General features: G+C 71.5%; 18 protein-coding genes. 8 read left to right on the top strand and 10 right to left on the bottom strand.

The genetic code is table 11. The annotated features are described in order from the left end of the window. Positions 1–113 precede the first annotated feature (113 nt). From Sru01_RS09640 to Sru01_RS09625, 4 genes are all read left to right on the top strand, one after another. Positions 114–857 (top strand): acyltransferase, encoded by a 744-nt coding sequence (locus Sru01_RS09640; RefSeq protein WP_203983584.1) that lies wholly within the window; start codon positions 114–116, stop codon positions 855–857. A 48-nt stretch (positions 858–905) separates the two neighbouring features. Then, positions 906–2,027 (top strand): NAD(P)H-dependent flavin oxidoreductase, encoded by a 1,122-nt coding sequence (locus Sru01_RS09635; protein ID WP_203983582.1) that lies wholly within the window; start codon positions 906–908, stop codon positions 2,025–2,027. A 70-nt stretch (positions 2,028–2,097) separates the two neighbouring features. Beyond that, entirely contained in the window at positions 2,098–2,712 is a 615-nt protein-coding gene (locus Sru01_RS09630) for a DUF4126 domain-containing protein (RefSeq protein WP_203983580.1), read from the top strand. 110 nt (positions 2,713–2,822) lie between these two features. Further along, positions 2,823–3,410 (top strand): Uma2 family endonuclease, encoded by a 588-nt coding sequence (locus tag Sru01_RS09625; protein ID WP_239137192.1) that lies wholly within the window; start codon positions 2,823–2,825, stop codon positions 3,408–3,410. A 42-nt stretch (positions 3,411–3,452) separates the two neighbouring features. Here the strand turns inward: Sru01_RS09625 and uvrB are convergent, their stop codons facing one another. The 3 genes from uvrB to coaE all read right to left on the bottom strand — a co-directional run bounded on the left by uvrB (position 3,453) and on the right by coaE (position 7,629). Continuing rightward, positions 3,453–5,561 carry an excinuclease ABC subunit UvrB gene (uvrB, locus tag Sru01_RS09620; RefSeq protein WP_203983576.1) on the bottom strand — a complete coding sequence of 703 codons (2,109 nt, stop codon included), beginning with the start codon at positions 5,559–5,561 and terminating at the stop codon, positions 3,453–3,455. A 92-nt stretch (positions 5,562–5,653) separates the two neighbouring features. Continuing rightward, a complete protein-coding gene (locus Sru01_RS09615) occupies positions 5,654–6,844 on the bottom strand; it encodes an ArsB/NhaD family transporter (RefSeq protein WP_203983652.1) in 1,191 nt (396 codons plus the stop codon). A 173-nt stretch (positions 6,845–7,017) separates the two neighbouring features. Next, the gene (coaE, locus tag Sru01_RS09610; RefSeq protein ID WP_203983574.1) at positions 7,018–7,629 is read right to left on the bottom strand and encodes a dephospho-CoA kinase; all 612 of its coding nucleotides are present in this window, start codon (positions 7,627–7,629) and stop codon (positions 7,018–7,020) included. 235 nt (positions 7,630–7,864) lie between these two features. Here coaE and Sru01_RS09605 point away from each other — a divergent pair, with 235 nt between their 5' ends. Both Sru01_RS09605 and Sru01_RS09600 read left to right on the top strand, forming a co-directional pair. Next, the gene (locus tag Sru01_RS09605) at positions 7,865–8,236 is read left to right on the top strand and encodes a YciI family protein (protein WP_203983572.1); all 372 of its coding nucleotides are present in this window, start codon (positions 7,865–7,867) and stop codon (positions 8,234–8,236) included. Next, positions 8,233–9,468 carry an RNA polymerase sigma factor gene (locus Sru01_RS09600; protein ID WP_203983571.1) on the top strand — a complete coding sequence of 412 codons (1,236 nt, stop codon included), beginning with the start codon at positions 8,233–8,235 and terminating at the stop codon, positions 9,466–9,468. Before Sru01_RS09605 ends, Sru01_RS09600 begins: the two co-directional genes overlap by 4 nt. Positions 9,469–9,475: 7 nt before the next feature. On the opposite strand, the gene Sru01_RS09595 is transcribed toward Sru01_RS09600, so the two are convergent. The 4 genes from Sru01_RS09595 to polA form a co-directional block, all read right to left on the bottom strand. Then, positions 9,476–9,931 carry a GNAT family N-acetyltransferase gene (locus Sru01_RS09595; RefSeq protein ID WP_203983651.1) on the bottom strand — a complete coding sequence of 152 codons (456 nt, stop codon included), beginning with the start codon at positions 9,929–9,931 and terminating at the stop codon, positions 9,476–9,478. Positions 9,932–10,085: 154 nt separating this feature from the next. After that, on the bottom strand, positions 10,086–11,567 hold the full coding sequence (rpsA, locus tag Sru01_RS09590) for a 30S ribosomal protein S1 (RefSeq protein ID WP_203983570.1): 1,482 nt from the start codon (positions 11,565–11,567) through the stop codon (positions 10,086–10,088). A gap of 222 nt (positions 11,568–11,789) precedes the next feature. Continuing rightward, a complete protein-coding gene (locus Sru01_RS09585) occupies positions 11,790–12,887 on the bottom strand; it encodes a polysaccharide deacetylase family protein (protein ID WP_239137190.1) in 1,098 nt (365 codons plus the stop codon). A 122-nt stretch (positions 12,888–13,009) separates the two neighbouring features. Continuing rightward, entirely contained in the window at positions 13,010–15,712 is a 2,703-nt protein-coding gene (polA, locus tag Sru01_RS09580; protein ID WP_203983569.1) for a DNA polymerase I, read from the bottom strand. Between the two features lie 68 nt (positions 15,713–15,780). Between polA and Sru01_RS09575 the strand changes: the two genes are divergently transcribed. Then, positions 15,781–16,203, top strand: coding sequence for a PaaI family thioesterase (locus Sru01_RS09575; RefSeq protein WP_203983649.1), 423 nt, complete (start codon positions 15,781–15,783; stop codon positions 16,201–16,203). 180 nt (positions 16,204–16,383) lie between these two features. On the opposite strand, the gene Sru01_RS09570 is transcribed toward Sru01_RS09575, so the two are convergent. From Sru01_RS09570 to Sru01_RS09560, 3 genes are read right to left on the bottom strand one after another with little or no spacing between them, the layout of a single operon-like run. Beyond that, the gene (locus Sru01_RS09570; protein ID WP_203983568.1) at positions 16,384–17,181 is read right to left on the bottom strand and encodes an amino acid ABC transporter ATP-binding protein; all 798 of its coding nucleotides are present in this window, start codon (positions 17,179–17,181) and stop codon (positions 16,384–16,386) included. A gap of 5 nt (positions 17,182–17,186) precedes the next feature. Next, on the bottom strand, positions 17,187–18,050 hold the full coding sequence (locus tag Sru01_RS09565; protein WP_203983567.1) for an amino acid ABC transporter permease: 864 nt from the start codon (positions 18,048–18,050) through the stop codon (positions 17,187–17,189). A gap of 4 nt (positions 18,051–18,054) precedes the next feature. Beyond that, positions 18,055–18,861 carry an ABC transporter substrate-binding protein gene (locus Sru01_RS09560; protein WP_203983565.1) on the bottom strand — a complete coding sequence of 269 codons (807 nt, stop codon included), beginning with the start codon at positions 18,859–18,861 and terminating at the stop codon, positions 18,055–18,057. A 229-nt stretch (positions 18,862–19,090) separates the two neighbouring features. On the opposite strand from Sru01_RS09560, the gene Sru01_RS09555 reads away from it, so the two are divergent. Next, a complete protein-coding gene (locus tag Sru01_RS09555) occupies positions 19,091–19,627 on the top strand; it encodes a DUF4352 domain-containing protein (protein WP_203983563.1) in 537 nt (178 codons plus the stop codon). Positions 19,628–19,638 lie beyond the last annotated feature (11 nt).

Below are 19,638 nucleotides of genomic sequence, written 5' to 3'. Positions count from 1 at the left end.
GGGCGACCGCGTGTCCACGGGCTCTCAGAATATCAAAGGACCCTTGCGAAGTGCCCGAACATCTCCCGGGCGCCCGTTCCCTGCATGCTAACCAAGCGGTAACTTCTCCGGATATGTCGCCCCGTCATCTCGTGCGCCGGATCACCGGCCGCCTCCTGCACCGCGCCTGGGCCGCGGCCCGCGCGGCCGGCGCCGTGACCCCGGCCACCCCGGCCGGCCTCCGCTTCCGCCATCTCGGTACCGGCGCCTCCCTGGCGTTCCCGCAGGGTGCGATCTTCGGCGAGGAGTGGATCGAGATCGGCGAGCGTACCCTGGTCGGCGAGCGGGTGTCCATCTCGGCGGGAATGGGCCCGGGGGTGGACCTCGGCCCGGACCCGGTGGTGCGCATCGGCGCGGCCTGCTCGATCGGCCGGGGAAGCCACATCGTCGGCCACCAGTCCATCGACATCGGCGACGACGTCTTCACCGGACCGTACGTCTACATCACCGACCAGAACCACGTGTACGACGACCCCGACACCCCCATCGGGCGCCAGTGGCCCCGCAACAACCCGGTGTCCATCGGTCCGGGCTCGTGGCTCGGCGCCGGCGCCATCATCCTGCCCGGCACCCGTATCGGCAGGCAGTCCGTCGTCGCCGGCGGCGCGGTGGTGCGGGGCGAGTTCCCCGACCACTGCGTCATCGCAGGCGTGCCCGCCAGGATCGTCCGCCGCTACTCCCCCGGCGAGGGCTGGCGCCCGGCCACCGCGGCCGAGACCGCCACCGAGACACCCGCCGAGACGCCCGCCGAGACCGCCGCCGAGGTCGGCGCGCTGCGCGCGCTGCTCGCCGGGCCGGAGTCGGTGCCTCGCGCCTGAGCGGGGCCCTGCTGGACCGGCCGGCCGCGCGCGGGCTAGCGTCTCGGCATGCGAACGGAGATCTGCGAGCGGTTCGGGATCGAGTTCCCGCTGCTGGCGTTCAGCCACTGCCGGGACGTGGTCGCGGCGGTGACCGGCGCGGGCGGGCTCGGCGTGCTCGGCGCCGTGGCGTACTCCCCCGAGGAACTGGACCGCGAACTGGACTGGATCGACCGGCAGGTGCGCGGCCGGCCGTACGGGGTCGACGTGCTGGTCCCCGGGCGGATCGACCCGTCGGCGGCCGCCCCGGGCGACGCCATTCCCGCGGCGCACCGCGACTTCGTGGCCCACCTGTTCGACAAGTACGGTATTCCGCCGGAGACCGAACCGTCCGGGGTGGCGCGCGGCGGCGAGGGGTTCGGCGGGCGCGTCACCCAGCAGGGCGCCACCGGGTTGATCGACGTCGCGCTGCGGCACCCGGTCGCGCTGATCGCCAGCGCGCTCGGCACGCCGCCCCCGATCATGGTGGACCGGGCGCGCGCGGCCGGCGTCCCGGTGGCCGCGCTGGTCGGCACCGTGGAGCACGCCCGCCGCCAGGTCGTCGCGGGCGCCGACATCATCGTCGCGCAGGGCTCCGAGGCCGGCGGCCACACCGGGGAGATCTCCACGATGGTGCTGGTCCCCCAGGTGGTGGACGCGGTGGCCCCGATCCCGGTGCTGGCCGCCGGTGGTATCGCGAACGGGCGCCAGATGGCCGCCGCGCTGGCCCTCGGCGCCGAAGGTGTGTGGTGCGGATCGGTCTGGCTGACCACCGAGGAGGCCGAGACGCCGCCCGCGGTGAAGGAGAAGCTGCTCGCCGCCACCTCGCGGGACACCGTGCGCTCCCGCTCGCGCACCGGCAAGCCGGCCCGGCAGCTGGTGTCGGCCTGGACCCGGGAGTGGGACGAGGCGCCCGGCAGCCCCGGCCCGCTGCCCATGCCGCTGCAGCTGGTGCTCGCCGAGGAGGCGCTCGCCCGGGTGGTCGCCGCGGCCGAGCGGGGCGGGCCGGGTGCCCGCGAGCTGGCGAACTACTTCGTCGGCCAGGTGGTGGGCCAGCTCGACCAGGTACGGCCGGCCCGGCAGGTGGTCTACGAGATGATCGAGGAGTTCGCCGGCGCGGTCGAACGGATGAGCGACATCACCGGCGGCTGAGCCGTCCCGGGAACGCCGGGGCACCCGTTTCTCGTTCTTCCCTTCAGATGTACGTGACGATGGAGGTGCGATGCTCGCGGCGCTGACCGGTCTCGGGCTGTCCACGGCGGCGGGGCTCAACGCCTACATCCCGCTGCTGGTGGTCGGCCTGCTGGCCAACTTCACCGATGTGGTGAAGCTGCCGGACGACTACGCCTGGCTGTCCAGCGGCTGGGTCGTGGCGATCATCGGTGTACTGCTGGTGGCCGAGATCGTGCTGGACAAGGTGCCGGTGGTCGATCACGTCAACGACATGATCCAGACGGCGGTGCGGCCGGCCGCGGGCGGCGTGGTGTTCACCGCCACCCAGGCCGCCGACCGGTTCGACCACTCGGCCTGGATGGCCCACAACCCGTGGGCGAGTTGGCTGCTCGGCATCGGCGTCGCGCTGGCCGTGCACGTGATGAAGTCCACCGCCCGCCCGGTGGTGAACGTCTCCACCGCGGGCGTCGGCGCCCCGGTGGTCAGCACCGTGGAGGACGCCGGCTCGCTCGGCATGAGCCTGCTCGCGGTCTTCTTCCCGGTGCTGGTGGTGATCGCGCTGGTGGTGCTGGCGGTGCCGGCCTTCCTGGTCTTCCGCCGGCTGCGCCGCCGCAAGCGCGCCCGCCGCGCCGCCACCGCACCCCCCGCCCCGTCCCCCACCTGACGGGTTGTCACGGACTATCGTCGTAGCCGAAGAGTGAGATGGCGACTACGGATTGTGGCAGGATGGTCATGGCGAGTGAGGACCCCACCCCCCGCAGTGAGGACGACGCCGTGAGCACAGCGCTCCCCGAGTGGTTCTACCCGGGCCCGCCGGGCGGGTGGACCGCCGACATGCTGGACCATCTGCCCGCCGACGCCCCCCGGCGCGTCGAACTGATCGACGGGTCACTCATCATGATGTCTCCGCAAACCCAGTTCCACATGGTGATGGTCAATCTGCTCATCGACCGCGAGCTGGGCATCCGCCCCCCACGTGAATTCAAGATCGCGCGGGAGATGTCGATCCGCCTCGGACTGAGGCAACGGCCCGAACCGGACGTGCTCGTGGTGAGGCGATCGGTATTGGCGAACCTGGATCGCACCTACTACCTCCCCGAAGAGGTGCATCTCGTGGTCGAGGTGGTGTCGGCGGAGTCCCAGGACCGAGATCGCGGAATCAAACCGATCAAGTACTCGAATGCCGGCATCAAATTCCTCTGGCGCGTGGAGCGGGAGAGCGGCGAGCCGGTCGTCTACACCTACGAGCTTGATCCTGCGGTGGGGGCCTACGTGCCGACCGGTATCCACCGAGGCCGTTTGAAGACCAATATCGACTTTGCGGTGGACATCGACTTGAATTTGCGGCGGCTGACCGACTGACCACCCACCCGTCGCCCCGGGCGCGGGGCGACGGGTGGGTGGTCAGTGGACGCCGGCCTCGCGCATGTCGCGGAGCTCGCGCTTGAGCTCCTTGATCTCGTCGCGCAGCCGGGCGGCCACCTCGAACTGCAGGTCGGCGGCCGCGGTGTGCATCTGCTCGGTGAGCGACTGGACCAGCGACTCCAGCTGGGCGCGGGGCATCTCGCCGGCGATGGCCTTGGCGTGCTGGCCTGCCTGCCGGGTGGACATGCCGGGCACCGGGGCCTTGCCGCGGCTCTGCTGGCGGCCGCCGCCGAGCAGCCGGTCGGTGTCGGCGTCCTCCCGGGCCAGCGAGTCGAGGATGTCGGCGATCTTCTTGCGCAGCGGCTGCGGGTCGATGCCGTTGGCGGTGTTGTAGGCGACCTGCTTGGCCCGGCGCCGGTTGGTCTCGTCGATCGCCCGCTCCATCGACGGCGTCACCCGGTCGGCGTACATGTGCACCTGGCCGGACACGTTCCGGGCTGCCCGGCCGATGGTCTGGATCAGCGATGTCTCGCTGCGCAGGAAGCCCTCCTTGTCGGCGTCCAGGATGGCCACCAGCGACACCTCGGGCAGGTCGAGGCCCTCGCGCAGCAGGTTGATGCCGACCAGCACGTCGAACTCGCCCATGCGCAGCTCGCGCAGCAACTCGATGCGGCGCAGCGTGTCGACCTCGCTGTGCAGGTAGCGGACCTGGATGCCGAGCTCCAGCAGGTAGTCGGTGAGATCCTCGGCCATCTTCTTGGTGAGCGTGGTGACCAGCACCCGCTCGTCGCGCTCGGCCCGCTCTCTGATCTCGTGCACCAGGTCGTCGATCTGGCCCTTGGTCGGCTTGACCACCACCTCGGGGTCGATCAGTCCGGTGGGCCGGATGACCTGCTCGACCACCTCTCCCCCGCTGCGGCCGAGCTCGTACGGCCCCGGCGTCGCCGACAGGTAGACGGTCTGCCCGATGCGCTCCAGGAACTCCTCCCACTTCAGCGGGCGGTTGTCCATCGCCGACGGCAGCCGGAAGCCGTGGTCGACCAGGGTGCGCTTGCGGGAGGCGTCCCCCTCGTACATCGCGCCGATCTGCGGCACGGTCTGGTGCGACTCGTCCAGCACCAGCAGGAAGTCCTCGGGGAAGTAGTCGAGCAGGGTGTGCGGCGCGGTGCCCGCGGCCCGCCCGTCGATGTGCCGCGAGTAGTTCTCGATGCCGGAGCAGGTGCCGACCTGGCGCATCATCTCGATGTCGTAGGTGGTGCGCATGCGCAGCCGCTGCGCCTCCAGCAGCTTGCCCTGCCGCTCCATGGTGGCCAGCGTCTCGGCCAGCTCGGCCTCGATGGCGCCGATCGCCCGCTCCATCCGCTCGGGGCCGGCGACGTAGTGCGAGGCCGGGAAGATGTACAGCTCCTGGTCCTCGGTGATGACCTCGCCGGTGAGCGGGTGCAGCGTGGCGAGCTTCTCCACCTCGTCGCCGAACATCTCGATGCGGACGGCCAGCTCCTCGTACTGCGGGATCACCTCGATGGTGTCGCCGCGCACCCGGAAGGTGCCCCGGGTGAACGCCAGGTCGTTGCGGGAGTACTGCATGTCGACCAGGCGGCGCAGCAGCCGGTCGCGCTCGATCTCCTCGCCGACCTTGAGCCGGAGCATGCGGTCGACGTACTCCTGCGGGGTGCCAAGGCCGTAGATGCAGGAGACCGAGGCGACCACGACGGTGTCGCGCCGGGTGAGCAGCGAGTTGGTCGCCGAGTGCCGCAGCCGGTCGACCTCGTCGTTGATCGAGGAGTCCTTCTCGATGTAGGTGTCGGTCTGCGGGACGTACGCCTCGGGCTGGTAGTAGTCGTAGTAGGACACGAAGTATTCGACGGCGTTGCCCGGAAGCATCTCGCGCAGCTCGTTGGCGAACTGGGCGGCGAGCGTCTTGTTGGGCTGCATCACCAGGGCCGGGCGCTGCAGCCGCTCGATGAGCCAGGCCACGGTCGCGGTCTTGCCGGTGCCGGTGGCACCCAGCAGGACCGTGTCCTTCTGCCCGGCCGTGACGCGCCGCTCGAGCTCGGCGATGGCCGCCGGCTGGTCACCGGACGGGGTCATGTCGGTGACGACCTCGAAGGGCGCCACCCTGCGCTGCAAATCGGTTACCGGCCTCACACCTCCATAACCTACGCCGGGCCACCGACATTTCCGCCGCCGCCCGGTGCCGCCGTCCCTCCCCCGACCGGCCGGACGGCCGGACGGCCGGTTCAGGCGGTGAGCAGCAGCGCCGCGACCGCCGCGGCCAGCCCGGTGACCGCCAGGCAGGCCCCGCTCAGCAGGAACCTGCCGATCGGCACCCGCACCTCGCGGCGGCGGCACCACTCGAACCACAGCAGGGTCGCCAGCGACGCCCAGGGCGTGATCACCGCACCGACGTTGGTACCGATCAGCAGGGACAGCAGGCGCTCGTGGCCGGGCCCGGCGATGACCCGCTCACCGGCGTAGTAGGCGGGCAGGTTGCCGACCAGGTTGGACAGCCCGGCCCCGGCGGCGGCCGCGCGGTACTCCGCGCCCGCCGCGGCCGCGTCGCCGATGAGCGCGCGCATCACCGTGTCCAGGCCGTACCGGCTCAGCGTGGGAATGATCAGGAACAGGCCGACGACGAAGGCCAGCAGCTGCCAGGGGATCAGGCTCCAGGCGAGCTTGCCCCGGTCACGCCAGGCGAACGCGGCGACGACCGGGACGGCGGCCACCGCGGCGGCCACGCCGATCTCCACCCCGGCCAGGATGGCCCCGATGAACACGGCGCAGGCGGCGGCGGCGACGCCGAACAGCACCCGGTCGGCCACCGGGACGGCGGGCGGGGGCACGTAGCGATCCTCGCCCCGGGCGCCGCGCCGCCAGTAGAACACCCACAACAGCGCCATGGTCACCGCGAGCGCCGCCGCCTGGGGCGCCCACATGCGGGCCGCGAAGTCCACGGTGGACAGGCCGACCCGGTCCATCGCCAGCAGGTTGGTGAGGTTGGACACCGGCAGCAGCAGGCTCGCGGTGTTGGCGGGCCAGACCGTGGTCATGGCCAGCGGCAGCGGCGCGATGCGCGCCCGGGAGGCCAGCGCCAGCATGACCGGGGTCAGCAGCACGGCCGTGGTGTCCAGGTTGAGGAACGCGGTGGTGAACGACGCGAAGGCCACGCAGAGCAGGAAGAGCGCGGCGTAGCGGCCCCGGCCGACGATGGCCAGCCGTCCGGCGAGCACGTCGAAGACCTGCGCCTCCTTGGTCAGCTCGGCCAGGACGATGATCGCGGTCAGGAACAGCAGCAGCGGGCCGATCCGGGCGACGTCCGCGACCGCCTCGCCGGCCGGCAGCAGGCCGGTCGCCACGCAGGCGAGCCCGGCCACCAGGACCCCGAGCCGGACCCGGTCCAGGATGGGCAGGCGTCGCAGCACGCAGGCCATGCTCGCAGACCCGGCGCCGATCACCGGCGCCGCCCCGGCGCCGTCCGGCGCCCGCCCGTGGCCGGCGATGCCGGCATGAACCGGCCGCCGGCGTCTTCGGCGGCCCGCCAAGGCCTGGAAGGACGCTCAGCCCAGCTCAGACGCGCCTGGGGTCCCGCCAGGTCCGGGACCGGTCAGCGTGGCCCCTGGGCGTCCGCCCGAGCCCGCAGGGTCGCCCACAGCTCGCCGACCCGGGCGTCCAGCTCGGCCGGCGAACCATCGTTCGGGATGACCACGTCGGCGACCGCCAGCCGCTCCTCCCGGGTGGCCTGGGCGCGGATGCGGGCCAGCGCGTCCTGCTCGGACATGCCGCGCCGCTCGACCAGCCGGGCCAGCCGGACGTCCTCCGCGGCGTCCACCACCACCACGATGTCGTACATCGGTGCCAGGCCGTTCTCCGCCAGCAGCGGGACGTCATAGACGACGACCGCTCCGGGGGGCGCCGCCGCCTGCAGCTCCGCCACCCGCGCCCCGACCTTCGGGTGGACGATGGCGTTCAGCCGCGCCAGCTCGCCGGGATCGGCGAACACGACGCGGCCCAGCCGCTCCCGGTCCAGGGTGCCGTCGGCGCGCAGCATCTCCTGGCCGAACGTCGCCACGACCTCGGCCAGGCCCGGGGTGCCCGGCTCCACCACCTCCCGGGCGATCAGGTCGGCGTCGATCACCACCGCGCCGTGCCCGGCCAGCCGCCGGGCGACCTCGCTCTTGCCCGACCCGATGCCACCGGTCAGCCCGATCTTCACCATGCCCCGAGGGTAGTGCCCGCGGGACCGGCCGGGGGCGGCGCCGGCCGGCGCGGCGATCCGTCGCCCACCGGTCGGGTAGCGTACGGCCACCGGCCGGACCGGCCTCCGGCCCCCGGCCAGGGTTCCCGGATCCGCCGAAGGAATCTCCGGCCGGGGTGTCAAGAACGCGTGCCCGGCGCCGACCACCCCGTGCAGGGCCCGGGGCGGGCCCGGAGGTCACGACGAAGGAGCGGACATGAAGTTCCTGCTGATCATGCATGTGAACCCGGCGGTGTGGGACTCGCTCACCGAAGAGGAGCGCACCGCGGTCATGGAGGGGCACGGGCCCTTCCTTGAGGAGATCACCGCCTCCGGCGAGCTGATCATGACCCAGGCGCTCGCCGACCCTTCGCAGAGCGCGGTCGTCCGGGTCCGCGACGACCGGCCGGTCGTCACCGACGGCCCCTACCTGGAGGCCAAGGAGTACCTCGGCGGCTACTACCTGGTCGACTGCGAGAGCAAGGAGCGCGCCCTGCAGCTGGCGGCGCTCATCCCGGACGCCAGGATCGACGGACTGGGCGTCGAGGTGCGGCAGGTCATGTTCTCCCACGGCCAGCTGGACACGTGAACGTCGACCTCCGCGTCGAGGACCTGCTGCGCGAGCTCGCGCCGCAGGTCCTCGGGGTGCTCGTCCGCCGCCACGGCCGGTTCGAGGAGTGCGAGGACGCGGTGCAGGAGGCGGTGATCGACGCCGTCACCCAGTGGCCGGTCCGGGGCCTGCCGGACAATCCGCGCGGCTGGCTGGTCACCGCGGCCGGCCGCCGGCTCATCGACCAGGTGCGCAGCGACCACGCGCGCCGGGCGCGCGAGGTGACGGTGGCGCGCCGGGAACCGGAGCCCGTCACCGAACCGGACGAGGACGTGCCGGACACCGACGACACGCTGACGCTGCTGTTCCTGTGCTGCCATCCGGCGCTGACGCCGGCGTCGCAGACCGCCCTCACGCTGCGCGCGGCCGGCGGGCTGACCACCGCCGAGATCGCCCGGGCGTTCCTGGTTCCGGAGGCCACCATGGCCGCGCGGATCAGCCGGGCCAAGCAGCGCGTCCGGGCGGCGGGCGGCCGGTTCGCCCCGCCCGGGCCGCACGAGTGGGCCGGGCGGCTGCGCGTCGTGCTGCAAGTGCTTTATCTGATCTTCAACGAGGGGTACACCGCGTCGTCCGGCGACGACCTGCACCGGGCCGAGCTGTCGCGGGAGGCGATCCGGCTGGCCCGGATGGTGCGGCGGCGGCTGCCCGGCGACGGCGAGGTGGCCGGCCTGCTCGGGTTGATGCTGATCACCGACGCGCGGCGCGGCGCCCGGACCGGCCCGTCCGGCGAGCTTGTCCCGCTGGCCGAGCAGGACCGCACCCGGTGGGACGCCGGCCTGATCGCCGAAGGCACCGCGCTGGCCGTCGAGGCGATGGCCGGGTCCCCGCTCGGCCCCTACCAGCTGGAGGCGGCCATCGCGGCGACGCACGCGGCGGCGCCGAGCACGACCGAGACCGACTGGTACCAGATCCACACGCTGTATCGCATTCTCGAGCGGATCGCGCCCAATCCCATGATCACCCTGAACCGGGCGGTGGCGCTGGCCCAGCTCGAGGGGCCGGGTGCCGGGCTCGACCTGCTGGCGGAGCTGGCGCGGGACGAGCGGATGGCCGGGCACCATCGGCTGCACGCGGTGCGCGCCCATCTGCTGGAGGCGTCCGGCCGGACCGCGGCGGCGCGGGAGGCCTACCGGCTGGCCGCCCGGGGCACCGCCAGCCTGGCCGAACGGCGGCATCTACTGGAACGGGCCCGCCGGCTCCCGGCCGAGTGAGACGCGCTCAGGCGGGCTTGCGCAGGTGCACCAGGGTCAGGTGGTCGTGGACCCGCTCGCGGCGGGTCTCCCGGTAGCCGGCCCGCCGGTACAGCCGCAGGTTGCCCTCGGAAAGGTGCCCGGTGAACAGGTCGAACGCCTCCGCCGCCGGGCCCAGCTCCCGCTCGATCGCCGCGAGCAGCGCGGTGCCCACGCCGTTGCCCTGCCGGTCCGGGGCCACCACCAGGCGGCCGACGGTGGCCGACCGGCCGGCGATCCGGCCGCGCACCGCGCCGACTATCCGGGTGTCCTCGACGGCCTTCAGCACCGTCGCCTCCTCGATGGCCGCGCGCATCCCCTGCGGTGACTCCACCAGGGGAGCGATGAACGGGTCACCGTAGAGCTGCGCCTCGGTCACGTAGGCCGCCCGCTGCAGGGTGAGGATCTCCCCGGCGTCCGCGGGCCCGGCCCGCTCGATCGTCATCACGCGCCCACTGTAAGGCCGGCCGCCCGCCATGGCGGCCGGGCGGGGGCCCGGCGAGTGGGAACCGGTGGCGGTCCGGAACGGCGAAGGACCCCGCCCTGGGGCGGGGTCCTCCTTTAACTACCGCAGGTGTCGCTCGATCAGCGGCCGGGCGTCAGTTCTGCCCGCCGGCCAGCTTCTCGCGCAGCGCCGCCAGGGCCTCGTCGGAGGCCAGGGCGCCGCCCGCCGGAGCCGAACCGGACGAGGACGACGACGGGGCCGACTCGCCCGAGTAACCCGACGCCCCGGAGGAGGCCTCCGCCTCCTCGGCGCGAGCCTTCTCGATCTGCGACTTGTGGGCCTCGAAGCGGGTCTGGGCCTCGGCGTACTGCCGCTCCCACTCCTCGCGCTGCTTCTCGAAGCCCTCGAGCCACTCGCCGGTCTCGGAGTCGAAGCCCTCGGGGTAGATGTAGTTGCCCTGGTCGTCGTAGGTCGCCGCCATGCCGTACAGCGTGGGGTCGAACTCGACGTCGGCACCCGAGGCACCCTCGTTGGCCTGCTTGAGCGACAGCGAGATGCGCCGCCGGTCGAGGTCGATGTCGATGATCTTCACGAAGATCTCGTCGCCGACCTGCACGACCTGCTCGGGGATCTCAACGTGGCGCTCGGCCAGCTCGGAGATGTGCACCAGGCCCTCGATGCCCTCCTCGACCCGGACGAACGCGCCGAACGGCACCAGCTTGGTGACCCGTCCCGGCACGACCTGCCCGATCTGGTGGGTGCGGGCGAACTGCTGCCAGGGGTCCTCCTGCGTCGCCTTGAGCGACAGGGAGACCCGCTCGCGCTCCATGTCCACGTCGAGCACCTCGACGGTGACCTCCTGGCCGACCTCGACGACCTCGGAGGGGTGGTCGATGTGCTTCCAGGACAGCTCGGAGACGTGCACCAGGCCGTCGACGCCGCCCAGGTCGACGAAGGCGCCGAAGTTGACGATCGAGGAGACGACGCCCTTGCGGACCTGACCCTTCTGCAGGGTGTTGAGGAAGGTCTGGCGGACCTCCGACTGGGTCTGCTCCAGCCAGGCGCGGCGGGACAGGACCACGTTGTTGCGGTTCTTGTCCAGCTCGATGATCTTGGCCTCGAGCTCGCGGCCGACGTACGGCTGCAGGTCGCGGACCCGGCGCATCTCGACCAGGGACGCCGGCAGGAAGCCGCGGAGGCCGATGTCGAGGATGAGACCACCCTTGACGACCTCGATGACCGTGCCGGTGACGATGCCGTCCTCGTCCTTGATCTTCTCGATCGTGCCCCAGGCGCGCTCGTACTGGGCGCGCTTCTTGGACAGGATCAGCCGGCCCTCCTTGTCCTCCTTCTGGAGAACAAGGGCCTCGACGTGCTCGCCGACCTCGACGACCTCGGCCGGGTCGACATCGTGCTTGATCGAGAGCTCGCGCGAGGGGATGACCCCCTCGGTCTTGTAGCCGATGTCGAGCAAGACCTCGTCTCGATCGACCTTGACGACGGTGCCTTCGACGATGTCGCCGTCGTTGAAGTACTTGATGGTCTCGTCGATCGCGGCGAGGAAGGCCTCCTCGGAACCGATGTCGTTGACCGCTACCTGCGGGGTGCTCGAGGTGGCCTCGGTGCTGCTCGTCATGTGTGGAATTGCTCCGAACGCGGACAGATGTCGATGTGGCGTACGCGCGGCAGGCCTTCTTTATCGTTCAAGCCGAGATAGGGTCTGATGACCGTTGGTCGACATGACCGAGCGCGAGCCCGCTCCGTCCGAGGCGCACGCGAGCCCACAGCGCAGCGATCAGCATATGAGAGTACGCGGGCGCGGTCAATCCGGCGCCCACCTGCACAACCCGGCCCGCCACTAGTAAGCGATCGCCATCTCGCGCGACTTTGTCGCGATCTTACCGCGAATCTCCCGCGGCATGGAGACGCGCGCGGGATCTCCGTCCGAGGTGTATCGCCGGTCCGGATGCCGGTCCAGCCACTCCAGCCAGTACTGGGAGCACCACTTGCGGCACTCGCCTTTCTTTCCGTTGGACTGCACCCGGGGGATCGCGAACCGGTCGAAGCCCTTCGCGTAGGGCGAAATCGCCGGCTCGGCCCCGGCCAGGAAGACCGCGTCGAAGCGGTAGGAGGTGCCGTCCCACTTCCCCGACCGCGCGGTGGCCCGCTTCCTCGGCATGCTGCCGTAAGGCAGCGCGAAGGTGGCCGACCGCGGTGCGCCGGCCGCGTGCAGCAGCCGCGACTGCCGGACGATCTGCTCGGCGACCTTCTTCTTGCGCAGGCGGCGCAGGTCGGGGTGGTCGTAGGTGTGGTTGGCCACCTCGAACCCGTGGTCGACCAGCCAGCGCACCGCCGCCGCCTGGCGGTCGTGCCCGGTGATGCCGAACGGCTCCTTGTTCACCCAGAACGTGGCCACGGGGCGGAACCCGGGGTGGTCGCGCGCCACGTCCAGGATGATCCGCACCGCGGTGTCCGGCGCCGGCCACCCGTCGGCGCCGAGCGCGAAGTGGGTGGGGCTGCCGTCGTCGAAGGTGAGCACGACCGGATGCGACCCGGCGGGCACGTCCATCCGCCCGGCGGCGAACTCGGCCGCGGTCACCGGCACGTACCCGCTCTCGGCCAGGGTGACCAGCTCGGCGCGCAGTTGGGCGGGCGTGCGGTCGATCGAGGCCCGCCGCTTCTTCTGGATCCGGTGGTACATCAGCACCGGAACCAGCCCCAGCTCGTTGGCCCCGACCCGGCGGGCCAGCTCGGCCGTCGCGGTGACCGGCGCGGCCGTGCTCGGCGTCGGGAGGGCCTGGGAGGGAGAGGCCGGCGGGCCGGGGGTGGCGGCGGCGCGGCGCGGGTCCGGCCCATGGTCGTCGAGGGGCATCACCAGCAGCACGACCGCCGCGACGATCATGACACCGACGTTCACGAGACCGATGAGCGGGGTCAGGCCGGGCGTGCTGCGCACAGCGGAACTCCTGGGCGGGGGGACGGATCAGCCCATCCACCCTAGATCCACCGATCACCCGGCGGGGCCGTCCCGGGCCGTTCCCCCCGCCCCCGGCACCGGGCCGCCGCGCCGCGGCCGGGTCAGTGGCCGGCGTCCTGCCAGGTGCGGCCGACGCCCACCGAGACGTCCAGCGGGACGCGCAGCCGGTAGGCGGCGCCCATCTCCCGGACCACCAGCTCGCGGACCTGCTCCACCTCACCCGGGGCCACCTCGAAGACCAGCTCGTCGTGCACCTGCAGCAGCATGCGCGAGCGCAGCCCCTGATCGCGCAGCGCCCGGTGGACGTTCAGCATGGCGACCTTGATGATGTCGGCGGCCGACCCCTGGATGGGCGCGTTCAGCGCCATCCGCTCGGCCATCTCCCGCCGCTGCCGGTTGTCGCTGGTGAGGTCGGGCAGGTAGCGGCGCCGGCCGAGGATGGTCTCGGTGTAGCCGTCGTGCCGGGCCTGGGTCACGATCGCGCCGAGGTAGTCGCGGACCCCGCCGAACTCCTGGAAGTACTCGTCCTTGAGCGCGCGGGCCTCGGCGACCGGGATGCCGAGCTGGCCGGACAGCCCGAAGTCCGACAGCCCGTAGGCCAGGCCGTAGTTCATCGCCTTGATCCGCGCGCGCAGCCCGCCGTCGACCTGCTCGGGCGGCAGGTCGAAGACCCGGGCCGCGGTGGCCTGGTGGAAGTCGTGGCCGGACTCGAACGCGGCGATCAGCGAGGCGTCGCCGGACAGGTGCGCCATGATGCGCAGCTCGATCTGGCTGTAGTCGGCGGTGAGCAGGCAGTCGAAGCCCTCGCCCACCACGAAGCCCTCCCGGATCCGCCGGCCCTCGCCGGTGCGGATCGGGATGTTCTGCAGGTTGGGCTTCTCCGACGACAGCCGGCCGGTGGCCGCGATGATCTGGTTGTAGGTGGTGTGGATGCGGCCGTCGTCGGCGATCTCCTTGATCAGGCCCTCGACGGTGGTGCGCAGCTTGGTCTGGTCGCGGTGGCGCAGCAGGATGGTCGGCAGCTCGTTGTCGGTCTGGGTGGCCAGGGTGGCCAGCGCGTCGGCGTCGGTGGTGTAGCCGGTCTTGATCTTCTTGGTCTTGGGCAGGCCGAGCCGGACGAAGAGGATCTCCTGCAGCTGCTTGGGCGAACCCAGGTTGAACTGCTCGCCGACCACCCGGTGCGCCTCCTCCACCGCCTGCTTCACCGCCGCGCCGAACTCGGCCTCCAGGCCGGTCAGGTGGTCGCGGTCGGCCGCGATGCCGGCCCGTTCCAGCTCCGCCAGCACGCGCACCAGCGGCAGCTCCACCTCGCGCAGCAGCCGGATGCCGCCGCGCGGCTCCAGGTACGCCTCCAGGGCGTCGGCGAGCTCGCGCACCGCCTCGGCGCGCACCGCGAGCTCCTCGCCGGCGTTGTCGGCCGGGTCGTCGAACAGCGCCGCCTGGCCGCCCGCGTCGGTCTCAGCGCGCAGCTCGCGCTGCAGGTAGCGCAGCACGAGGTCGTCCAGCGGGAAGGAACGCTGCCCGGGCATCGCCAGGTAGGCGGCCAGCGCGGTGTCACAGGTCACCCCGCGCAGGTCCAGGCCGTGCGCCCACAGCGACAGCAGCGGCCCCTTGACGTCGTGCACCGCCTTGGGCACCGACTCGTCGGCCAGCCAGCGGCGCAGCGCCGCGTCGTCGGCCTCGCCGAGCGCGGCCGGATCGAGGTGCGCGGCCCGGCGCCGGCCCTCGGCATCCGGCGGCAGGGCGACGGCCAGGCTCTCGACGCTGCCGGTGCCGCTGCCATGGGCGCACCGGACCGCGAGGCCGACCCGGCCGGCCGGCGCGCCGGCCAGCCAGTCGCCGAGGCCGCCCTCGGCCGGCTCGACCAGCTCGACCTCGAACCCCGCCTCCGCCTCCGGCTCGGCGGTGCCGATGCTCTGGTAGAGGCGGTCGCGCAGCACCCGGAACTGCAGGCTGTCGAAGAGCTTGTGGATCTCGTCGCGGTCCCACCGGCCCATGGTGAGCGCGGTGACCTCGGCCTCCAGCGGCACGTCGCGGCGCAGTTCGGTGAGCTGCCGGTTGTGGATCACCTGGGCCAGATGCTCGCGCAACCGGTCGCCGACCTTGCCCTTGACCTCGTCGACCCGGTCGACCAGCGCGGTGAGCGAGCCGAACTCGCGCACCCACTTGGCCGCGGTCTTCTCCCCGACGCCCGGGATGCTCGGCAGGTTGTCGCTCGGGTCGCCGCGCAGCGCGGCGAAGTCGGGGTACTGCACCGGGGTCAGGCCGTACTTCTCCACCACGGCGGGCGGGTCGAAGCGCGTCATGTCGCTGATGCCGCGGCGGGTCATCAGCAGGGTGACCCGGTCGTCCACCAGCTGCAGGGCGTCGCGATCACCGGTGACGATCAGGACGTCCATCCCCTCGGCGGACGCCCGGTGGGCCAGCGTGGCGATCAGGTCGTCGGCCTCGTAGCCGGGCAGCGACAGGTAGGGCAGCCGCAGCGCGTCCAGCACCTCGAAGATCAGGCTCACCTGGCCGCGGAAGTCCTCCGGGGTCTCCTGCCGGTTCGCCTTGTACTGCTGGTAGGACTCGTGCCGGAAGGTGGGCTCGGAGCGGTCGAAGCAGACCGCGACGTGGGTCGGCTTCTCGTCGCGGAGCACGTTGATCAGCATCGAGGTGAAGCCGTACACCGCCTCGGTGTGCTGGCCGTCGGTGGTGGTCAGCCCGGCGTCCTTCAAAGCGTAGAAGGCACGGTACGCCAGCGAGTGCCCGTCCAGCAGGAGCAGGCGGGGACGGGAGGGGGTCGTTTCCTTCTTCGGCACATCCGCAGCCTAGTCTCCGAGTACGACAGAACACTCCCCCGCGCGCAACTGGAGGCCTTGCCTTGACCATGACCAACCCCGAGGACCACACCCGGCTCGAAGAGATTTTCGGCGTGACGCACCGCGAGACCCTGGCCTCCGCCATGGGCATCGAGTTCGTCGAGGCCACCGCGGAGCGGGTCGTCGCCCGGATGCCGGTCGAGGGCAACACCCAGCCGTACGGGCTGCTGCACGGCGGGGCGTCCTGCGTGCTGGCCGAGACCCTCGGCTCGACCGGGGCCGCGCTGCACGCGGGGCCCGGCCGGGTGGCCATGGGCATCGAGATCAACGCCACCCACCATCGCTCGGCGAGCTCTGGTCAGGTGACCGGGGTGGCGACCCGGCTGCACGGCGGGCGGACGCTGGCGACCTACGACATCGAGATCACCGACGAGGCCGGCCGGCGGGTGTGCACCGCCCGGCTCACCTGCATGCTGCGTGACGCGCAGTGACGCGCGGCGCCGCCCGGCCGGCCCGCCGGGCACGCTGGGTGACGCTCTTTGCACATGGGCCCCATGGGTCGCTAGCGTGGTGACGCCAGAGCCCGCGGGTGATCGAGTAGACAACGTGTGCGGCCGGGGAAGCCGCACACGGCCCCAAAGATCACCTGCGGGCTCGACCGCGTTCCGGGGTCAGGAGCCTGGCCCGGCGTCCGCCGGCGCGGATCCCGCCCCCGGCTCGTCGCCGGCGTGCGTCGGGTCGAGCACCCGGCTGAGGAACGTGCGGGTGCGGGCGTGCCGCGGGTCGCCGATCACCTGGTCGGCCGGGCCCTCCTCGACGATCACGCCGCCGTCCATGAACACCACCCGGTCGGCGACCTCGCGGGCGAAGCCCATCTCGTGCGTGACGACCAGCATGGTCATCCCGTCCCTGGCCAGGTCGCGCATGACCGACAGCACGTCGCCGACCAGTTCGGGGTCCAGCGCCGAGGTCGGCTCGTCGAACAGCATCAGGTCGGGGTCCATGGCCAGCGCCCGGGCGATCGCCACCCGCTGCTGCTGCCCGCCGGACAGCTGCGCCGGGTAGACGTCGCACTTGTCGGCGACGCCGACCTTCTCCAGGTTGGCCCGGGCGACCCGCTCGGCCTCGCCGCTCCCCCGCTTCAGCACCCGCCGCTGAGCGATCATGACGTTCTGCAGCGCCGTCATGTGCGGGAAGAGGTTGAACGACTGGAACACCATGCCCAGGCGGCGCCGGGCGGCGTCGATGTCGACGTCCGGATCGGTCAGTTCCACCCCGCCCACCCGGACGGTGCCCTTGGTGGGCTGTTCGAGCAGGTTCACGCAGCGCAGCAGGGTCGACTTGCCCGAGCCGGACGGGCCGATGACGCAGACCACCTGTCCCTGGTCCACGGTGAAGTCGATGCCCTTGAGCACCTCCAGCTCGCCGAACGACTTGTGCAGATCCTTGATCTCGACGGCGTGGGCCATCGCGGTCACCGTCCCTTCGCCTGGCGCGCTTCGAGGCGGCCCGCCAGGTAGCCCAGCGGGATCGTGACGAGCAGGTAGGTCAGGCCCACCACCAGGATCGGGGTCGCGTTGCTCGTCGTGGACGCCACGTCGTTGCCGAACTTGGTCAGCTCGACGTACTCGCCGCTGACGCCGAGGAAGAAGACCAGCGAGGAGTCCTTCAGCAGCGCGACGAACTGGTTGGTCGTCGGCGGGATCACGATCCGGATCGCCTGCGGGATCACGATCGTGGCCATCGCCCGCGCGTGGGACATGCCGAGCGAGCGGGCCGCCTCCATCTGGCCCCGGGGCACGGCCTGCAGGCCGGCCCGCAGCGTCTCGGCCATGTAGGCCGCGTTGATGACGGCCAGACCAAGGATGCCGGACCCGTAGGTGCCGCCGGGCAGCTGGAAGCCGAGCACCAGCGGCAGGAACAGGATCAGCAGGAAGATCAGCAGCGCGGGCAGGCCGCGGAAGATCTCGATGTAGATCGTCGCGATCCAGCGGTAGGGCCGCACCGAGGACATCCGCATCAGCGCGAACAGCAGGCCGCCGAGCGCGCCGAGGACGAAGCCGCCCACCGTGTAGATGATCGTGTTCTTCAGCGCGACGGTGAACAGCTCGGGCAGGGTCTGCCGGGCGACGTCCAGCTTGGTGAAGTTCTCGGCCAGCCCCTGCCAGTTGGCGACCAGGACGACCGTCAATAGCACGGCGGCCAGGACGACGTACTGGATCGCGCGGCTGATCCGCTGCCGCTTGCGCGGGCTGAGCCGCGCTCTGCCGGGTGGCGGTCCGGCCGGCCCGGCGGGCCCGGCCGGGTCGGCCGGGCCGCTCGTCAGGTGGTCGGTCATGGACTCAGGAGACCCCGAGCTCGCCCGGCTTCTTGCCGAACCACTTCATGTAGATCTGCTCGTAGGTGCCGTCGGACTTGGCGGCGGTGAAGGCCTCGTTGACCGCCTTGGCCAGCGCGTCGTTGCCCTTCTTCATGCCGATGCCGTACTGCTCGCCGGTGTCCAGGCTGGCCACCAGCTCGAACTTGCTCGCGATCTCCGGCTTCTTCAGCCAGGTGAGCACCACGGGCAGGTCCTGCACGATGACGTCGGCCTGGCCGGACTGCAGGCCGAGCAGCTCCTTGGGCGAGTCGGCGTACTCGGTGGGGTTGAGCCCCTTTTCCTTGACGTAGTCGAGGCCGGTGGTGGAAGCCTGCGCTCCCAGCTTCAGGCCCTTGGCCTTGACCTCCTCCAGCGACTTGACGCCGGTGCCCTTCTTGGCGAGCAGGGCCTGGGTGGCGTCGAAGTAGGGGTCGGAGAACAGCAGGTTCTTCTTGCGCTCATCGGTGATCGTCATGCCGGCCGCGGCCACATCGCACTTGCCGGCATTCAGCGCGGCTCCGCTCTTGATCACCGCGAAGTCGATGTCCACGATCTCCTGGGTGACGCCCAGCTTCTTGGCCACCAGGTCCACCATGTCGACGTCGAAACCGACGACCTTGTTGCCCTGGTTGAACTGGAACGGCTCATAGGGGACGTTCGTGCACGTCGTGATCTTGCCGTCCTTGATCAGTTTGATGCCGCCCGCGGCCGAGGCCGCGGGTGCGCCACTCGCGGACGCCCCGGTGTCGGACTCGCCGCCACAGGCGGTGAGAACGCAGGCGGCACCCATGGCGAGCGCCGCAATAGAGGTGATACGACGACGCTTGGAGCTAAAGACCACAACGTCCTCCTTTTAGCTCTTTGTCGGAGTCAAGTTAAGCTACCGTAACCCTGGCCATGCTGTCGTACCTGGTCACCAGGGCTGTCACCGGAAAGAAACGATCGCACAACGGGTCCGGCGGGCCCCGTTCATCCGGCCGCCCGGAGATTAGTGTGCGATTGTGCGGACCTTTTCGATCATGCTGAGTTGCGCGGCGATCGTCACTCTCCTCTCCGGTTGCTCGGACCGGGCGGCCGGCTCCGGCGTCGCCACCCCCTCCCCCGTGGCGACGTACGTCATCCCGGCGCAGACCGCGCGCGCCGACGAGACGGTGATCCGCGCGGCGCCGGTCACCGACGGGCAGATGCGCTTCCGCGTCCTCGGTTTCGAGGACGGCATGCCGAGCCTGTTCGGCAGCCACGCCGAGTGGAACGCCAAGGGGCAGTTCGCCCGGGTCCGCATATTGATCGAGAGCACCGACCGCACCAACCAGAAGTTCGACGCCGGCCAGCAATTGCTGGTGACCGCCGACGGGCGCACGTTCCACGTCGACGACTTCGTGCAGGCCATCAAGCGCCAGCCGGACGAGATCCCGGTCGGCAGCTTCGTGCGGATGGAGTTCGATCTGTGGTTCGACGTGCCGAAGGACGCCCGGATCACCGCGATCCGGTTCTTCGCCGACCCGCCGCTCGGGGCCATCGGCCCGTCCAAGGGCGTGCAGGTGGCCCTGCGCTGAGCCCGCGGCGC

Origin of the sequence: Sphaerisporangium rufum, from assembly GCF_016863395.1 — a bacterium.
Lineage (GTDB): Bacteria > Actinomycetota > Actinomycetes > Streptosporangiales > Streptosporangiaceae > Sphaerisporangium > Sphaerisporangium rufum.
The sequence above is the reverse complement of the archived record's forward strand: the minus strand, read 5'-3'. Positions and strand labels throughout refer to the sequence as shown.

What these genes read in the sequence shown, in the direction of transcription:
- coaE (WP_203983574.1), bottom strand. Translation starts at nt 7,629, where the DNA reads ATGGTGAAGATCGGGCTGACCGGTGGCATCGGGTCGGGCAAGAGCGAG.
- Sru01_RS09560 (WP_203983565.1), bottom strand. Translation starts at nt 18,861, where the DNA reads ATGGGTGCCGCCTGCGTTCTCACCGCCTGTGGCGGCGAGTCCGACACC.
- Sru01_RS09565 (WP_203983567.1), bottom strand. Translation starts at nt 18,050, where the DNA reads ATGACCGACCACCTGACGAGCGGCCCGGCCGACCCGGCCGGGCCCGCC.
- Sru01_RS09640 (WP_203983584.1), top strand. Translation starts at nt 114, where the DNA reads ATGTCGCCCCGTCATCTCGTGCGCCGGATCACCGGCCGCCTCCTGCAC.
- rpsA (WP_203983570.1), bottom strand. Translation starts at nt 11,567, where the DNA reads ATGACGAGCAGCACCGAGGCCACCTCGAGCACCCCGCAGGTAGCGGTC.
- Sru01_RS09635 (WP_203983582.1), top strand. Translation starts at nt 906, where the DNA reads ATGCGAACGGAGATCTGCGAGCGGTTCGGGATCGAGTTCCCGCTGCTG.
- Sru01_RS09630 (WP_203983580.1), top strand. Translation starts at nt 2,098, where the DNA reads ATGCTCGCGGCGCTGACCGGTCTCGGGCTGTCCACGGCGGCGGGGCTC.
- Sru01_RS09615 (WP_203983652.1), bottom strand. Translation starts at nt 6,844, where the DNA reads ATGGCCTGCGTGCTGCGACGCCTGCCCATCCTGGACCGGGTCCGGCTC.
- Sru01_RS09575 (WP_203983649.1), top strand. Translation starts at nt 15,781, where the DNA reads ATGACCAACCCCGAGGACCACACCCGGCTCGAAGAGATTTTCGGCGTG.
- Sru01_RS09595 (WP_203983651.1), bottom strand. Translation starts at nt 9,931, where the DNA reads ATGACGATCGAGCGGGCCGGGCCCGCGGACGCCGGGGAGATCCTCACC.
- Sru01_RS09605 (WP_203983572.1), top strand. Translation starts at nt 7,865, where the DNA reads ATGAAGTTCCTGCTGATCATGCATGTGAACCCGGCGGTGTGGGACTCG.
- Sru01_RS09570 (WP_203983568.1), bottom strand. Translation starts at nt 17,181, where the DNA reads ATGGCCCACGCCGTCGAGATCAAGGATCTGCACAAGTCGTTCGGCGAG.
- Sru01_RS09555 (WP_203983563.1), top strand. Translation starts at nt 19,091, where the DNA reads ATGCTGAGTTGCGCGGCGATCGTCACTCTCCTCTCCGGTTGCTCGGAC.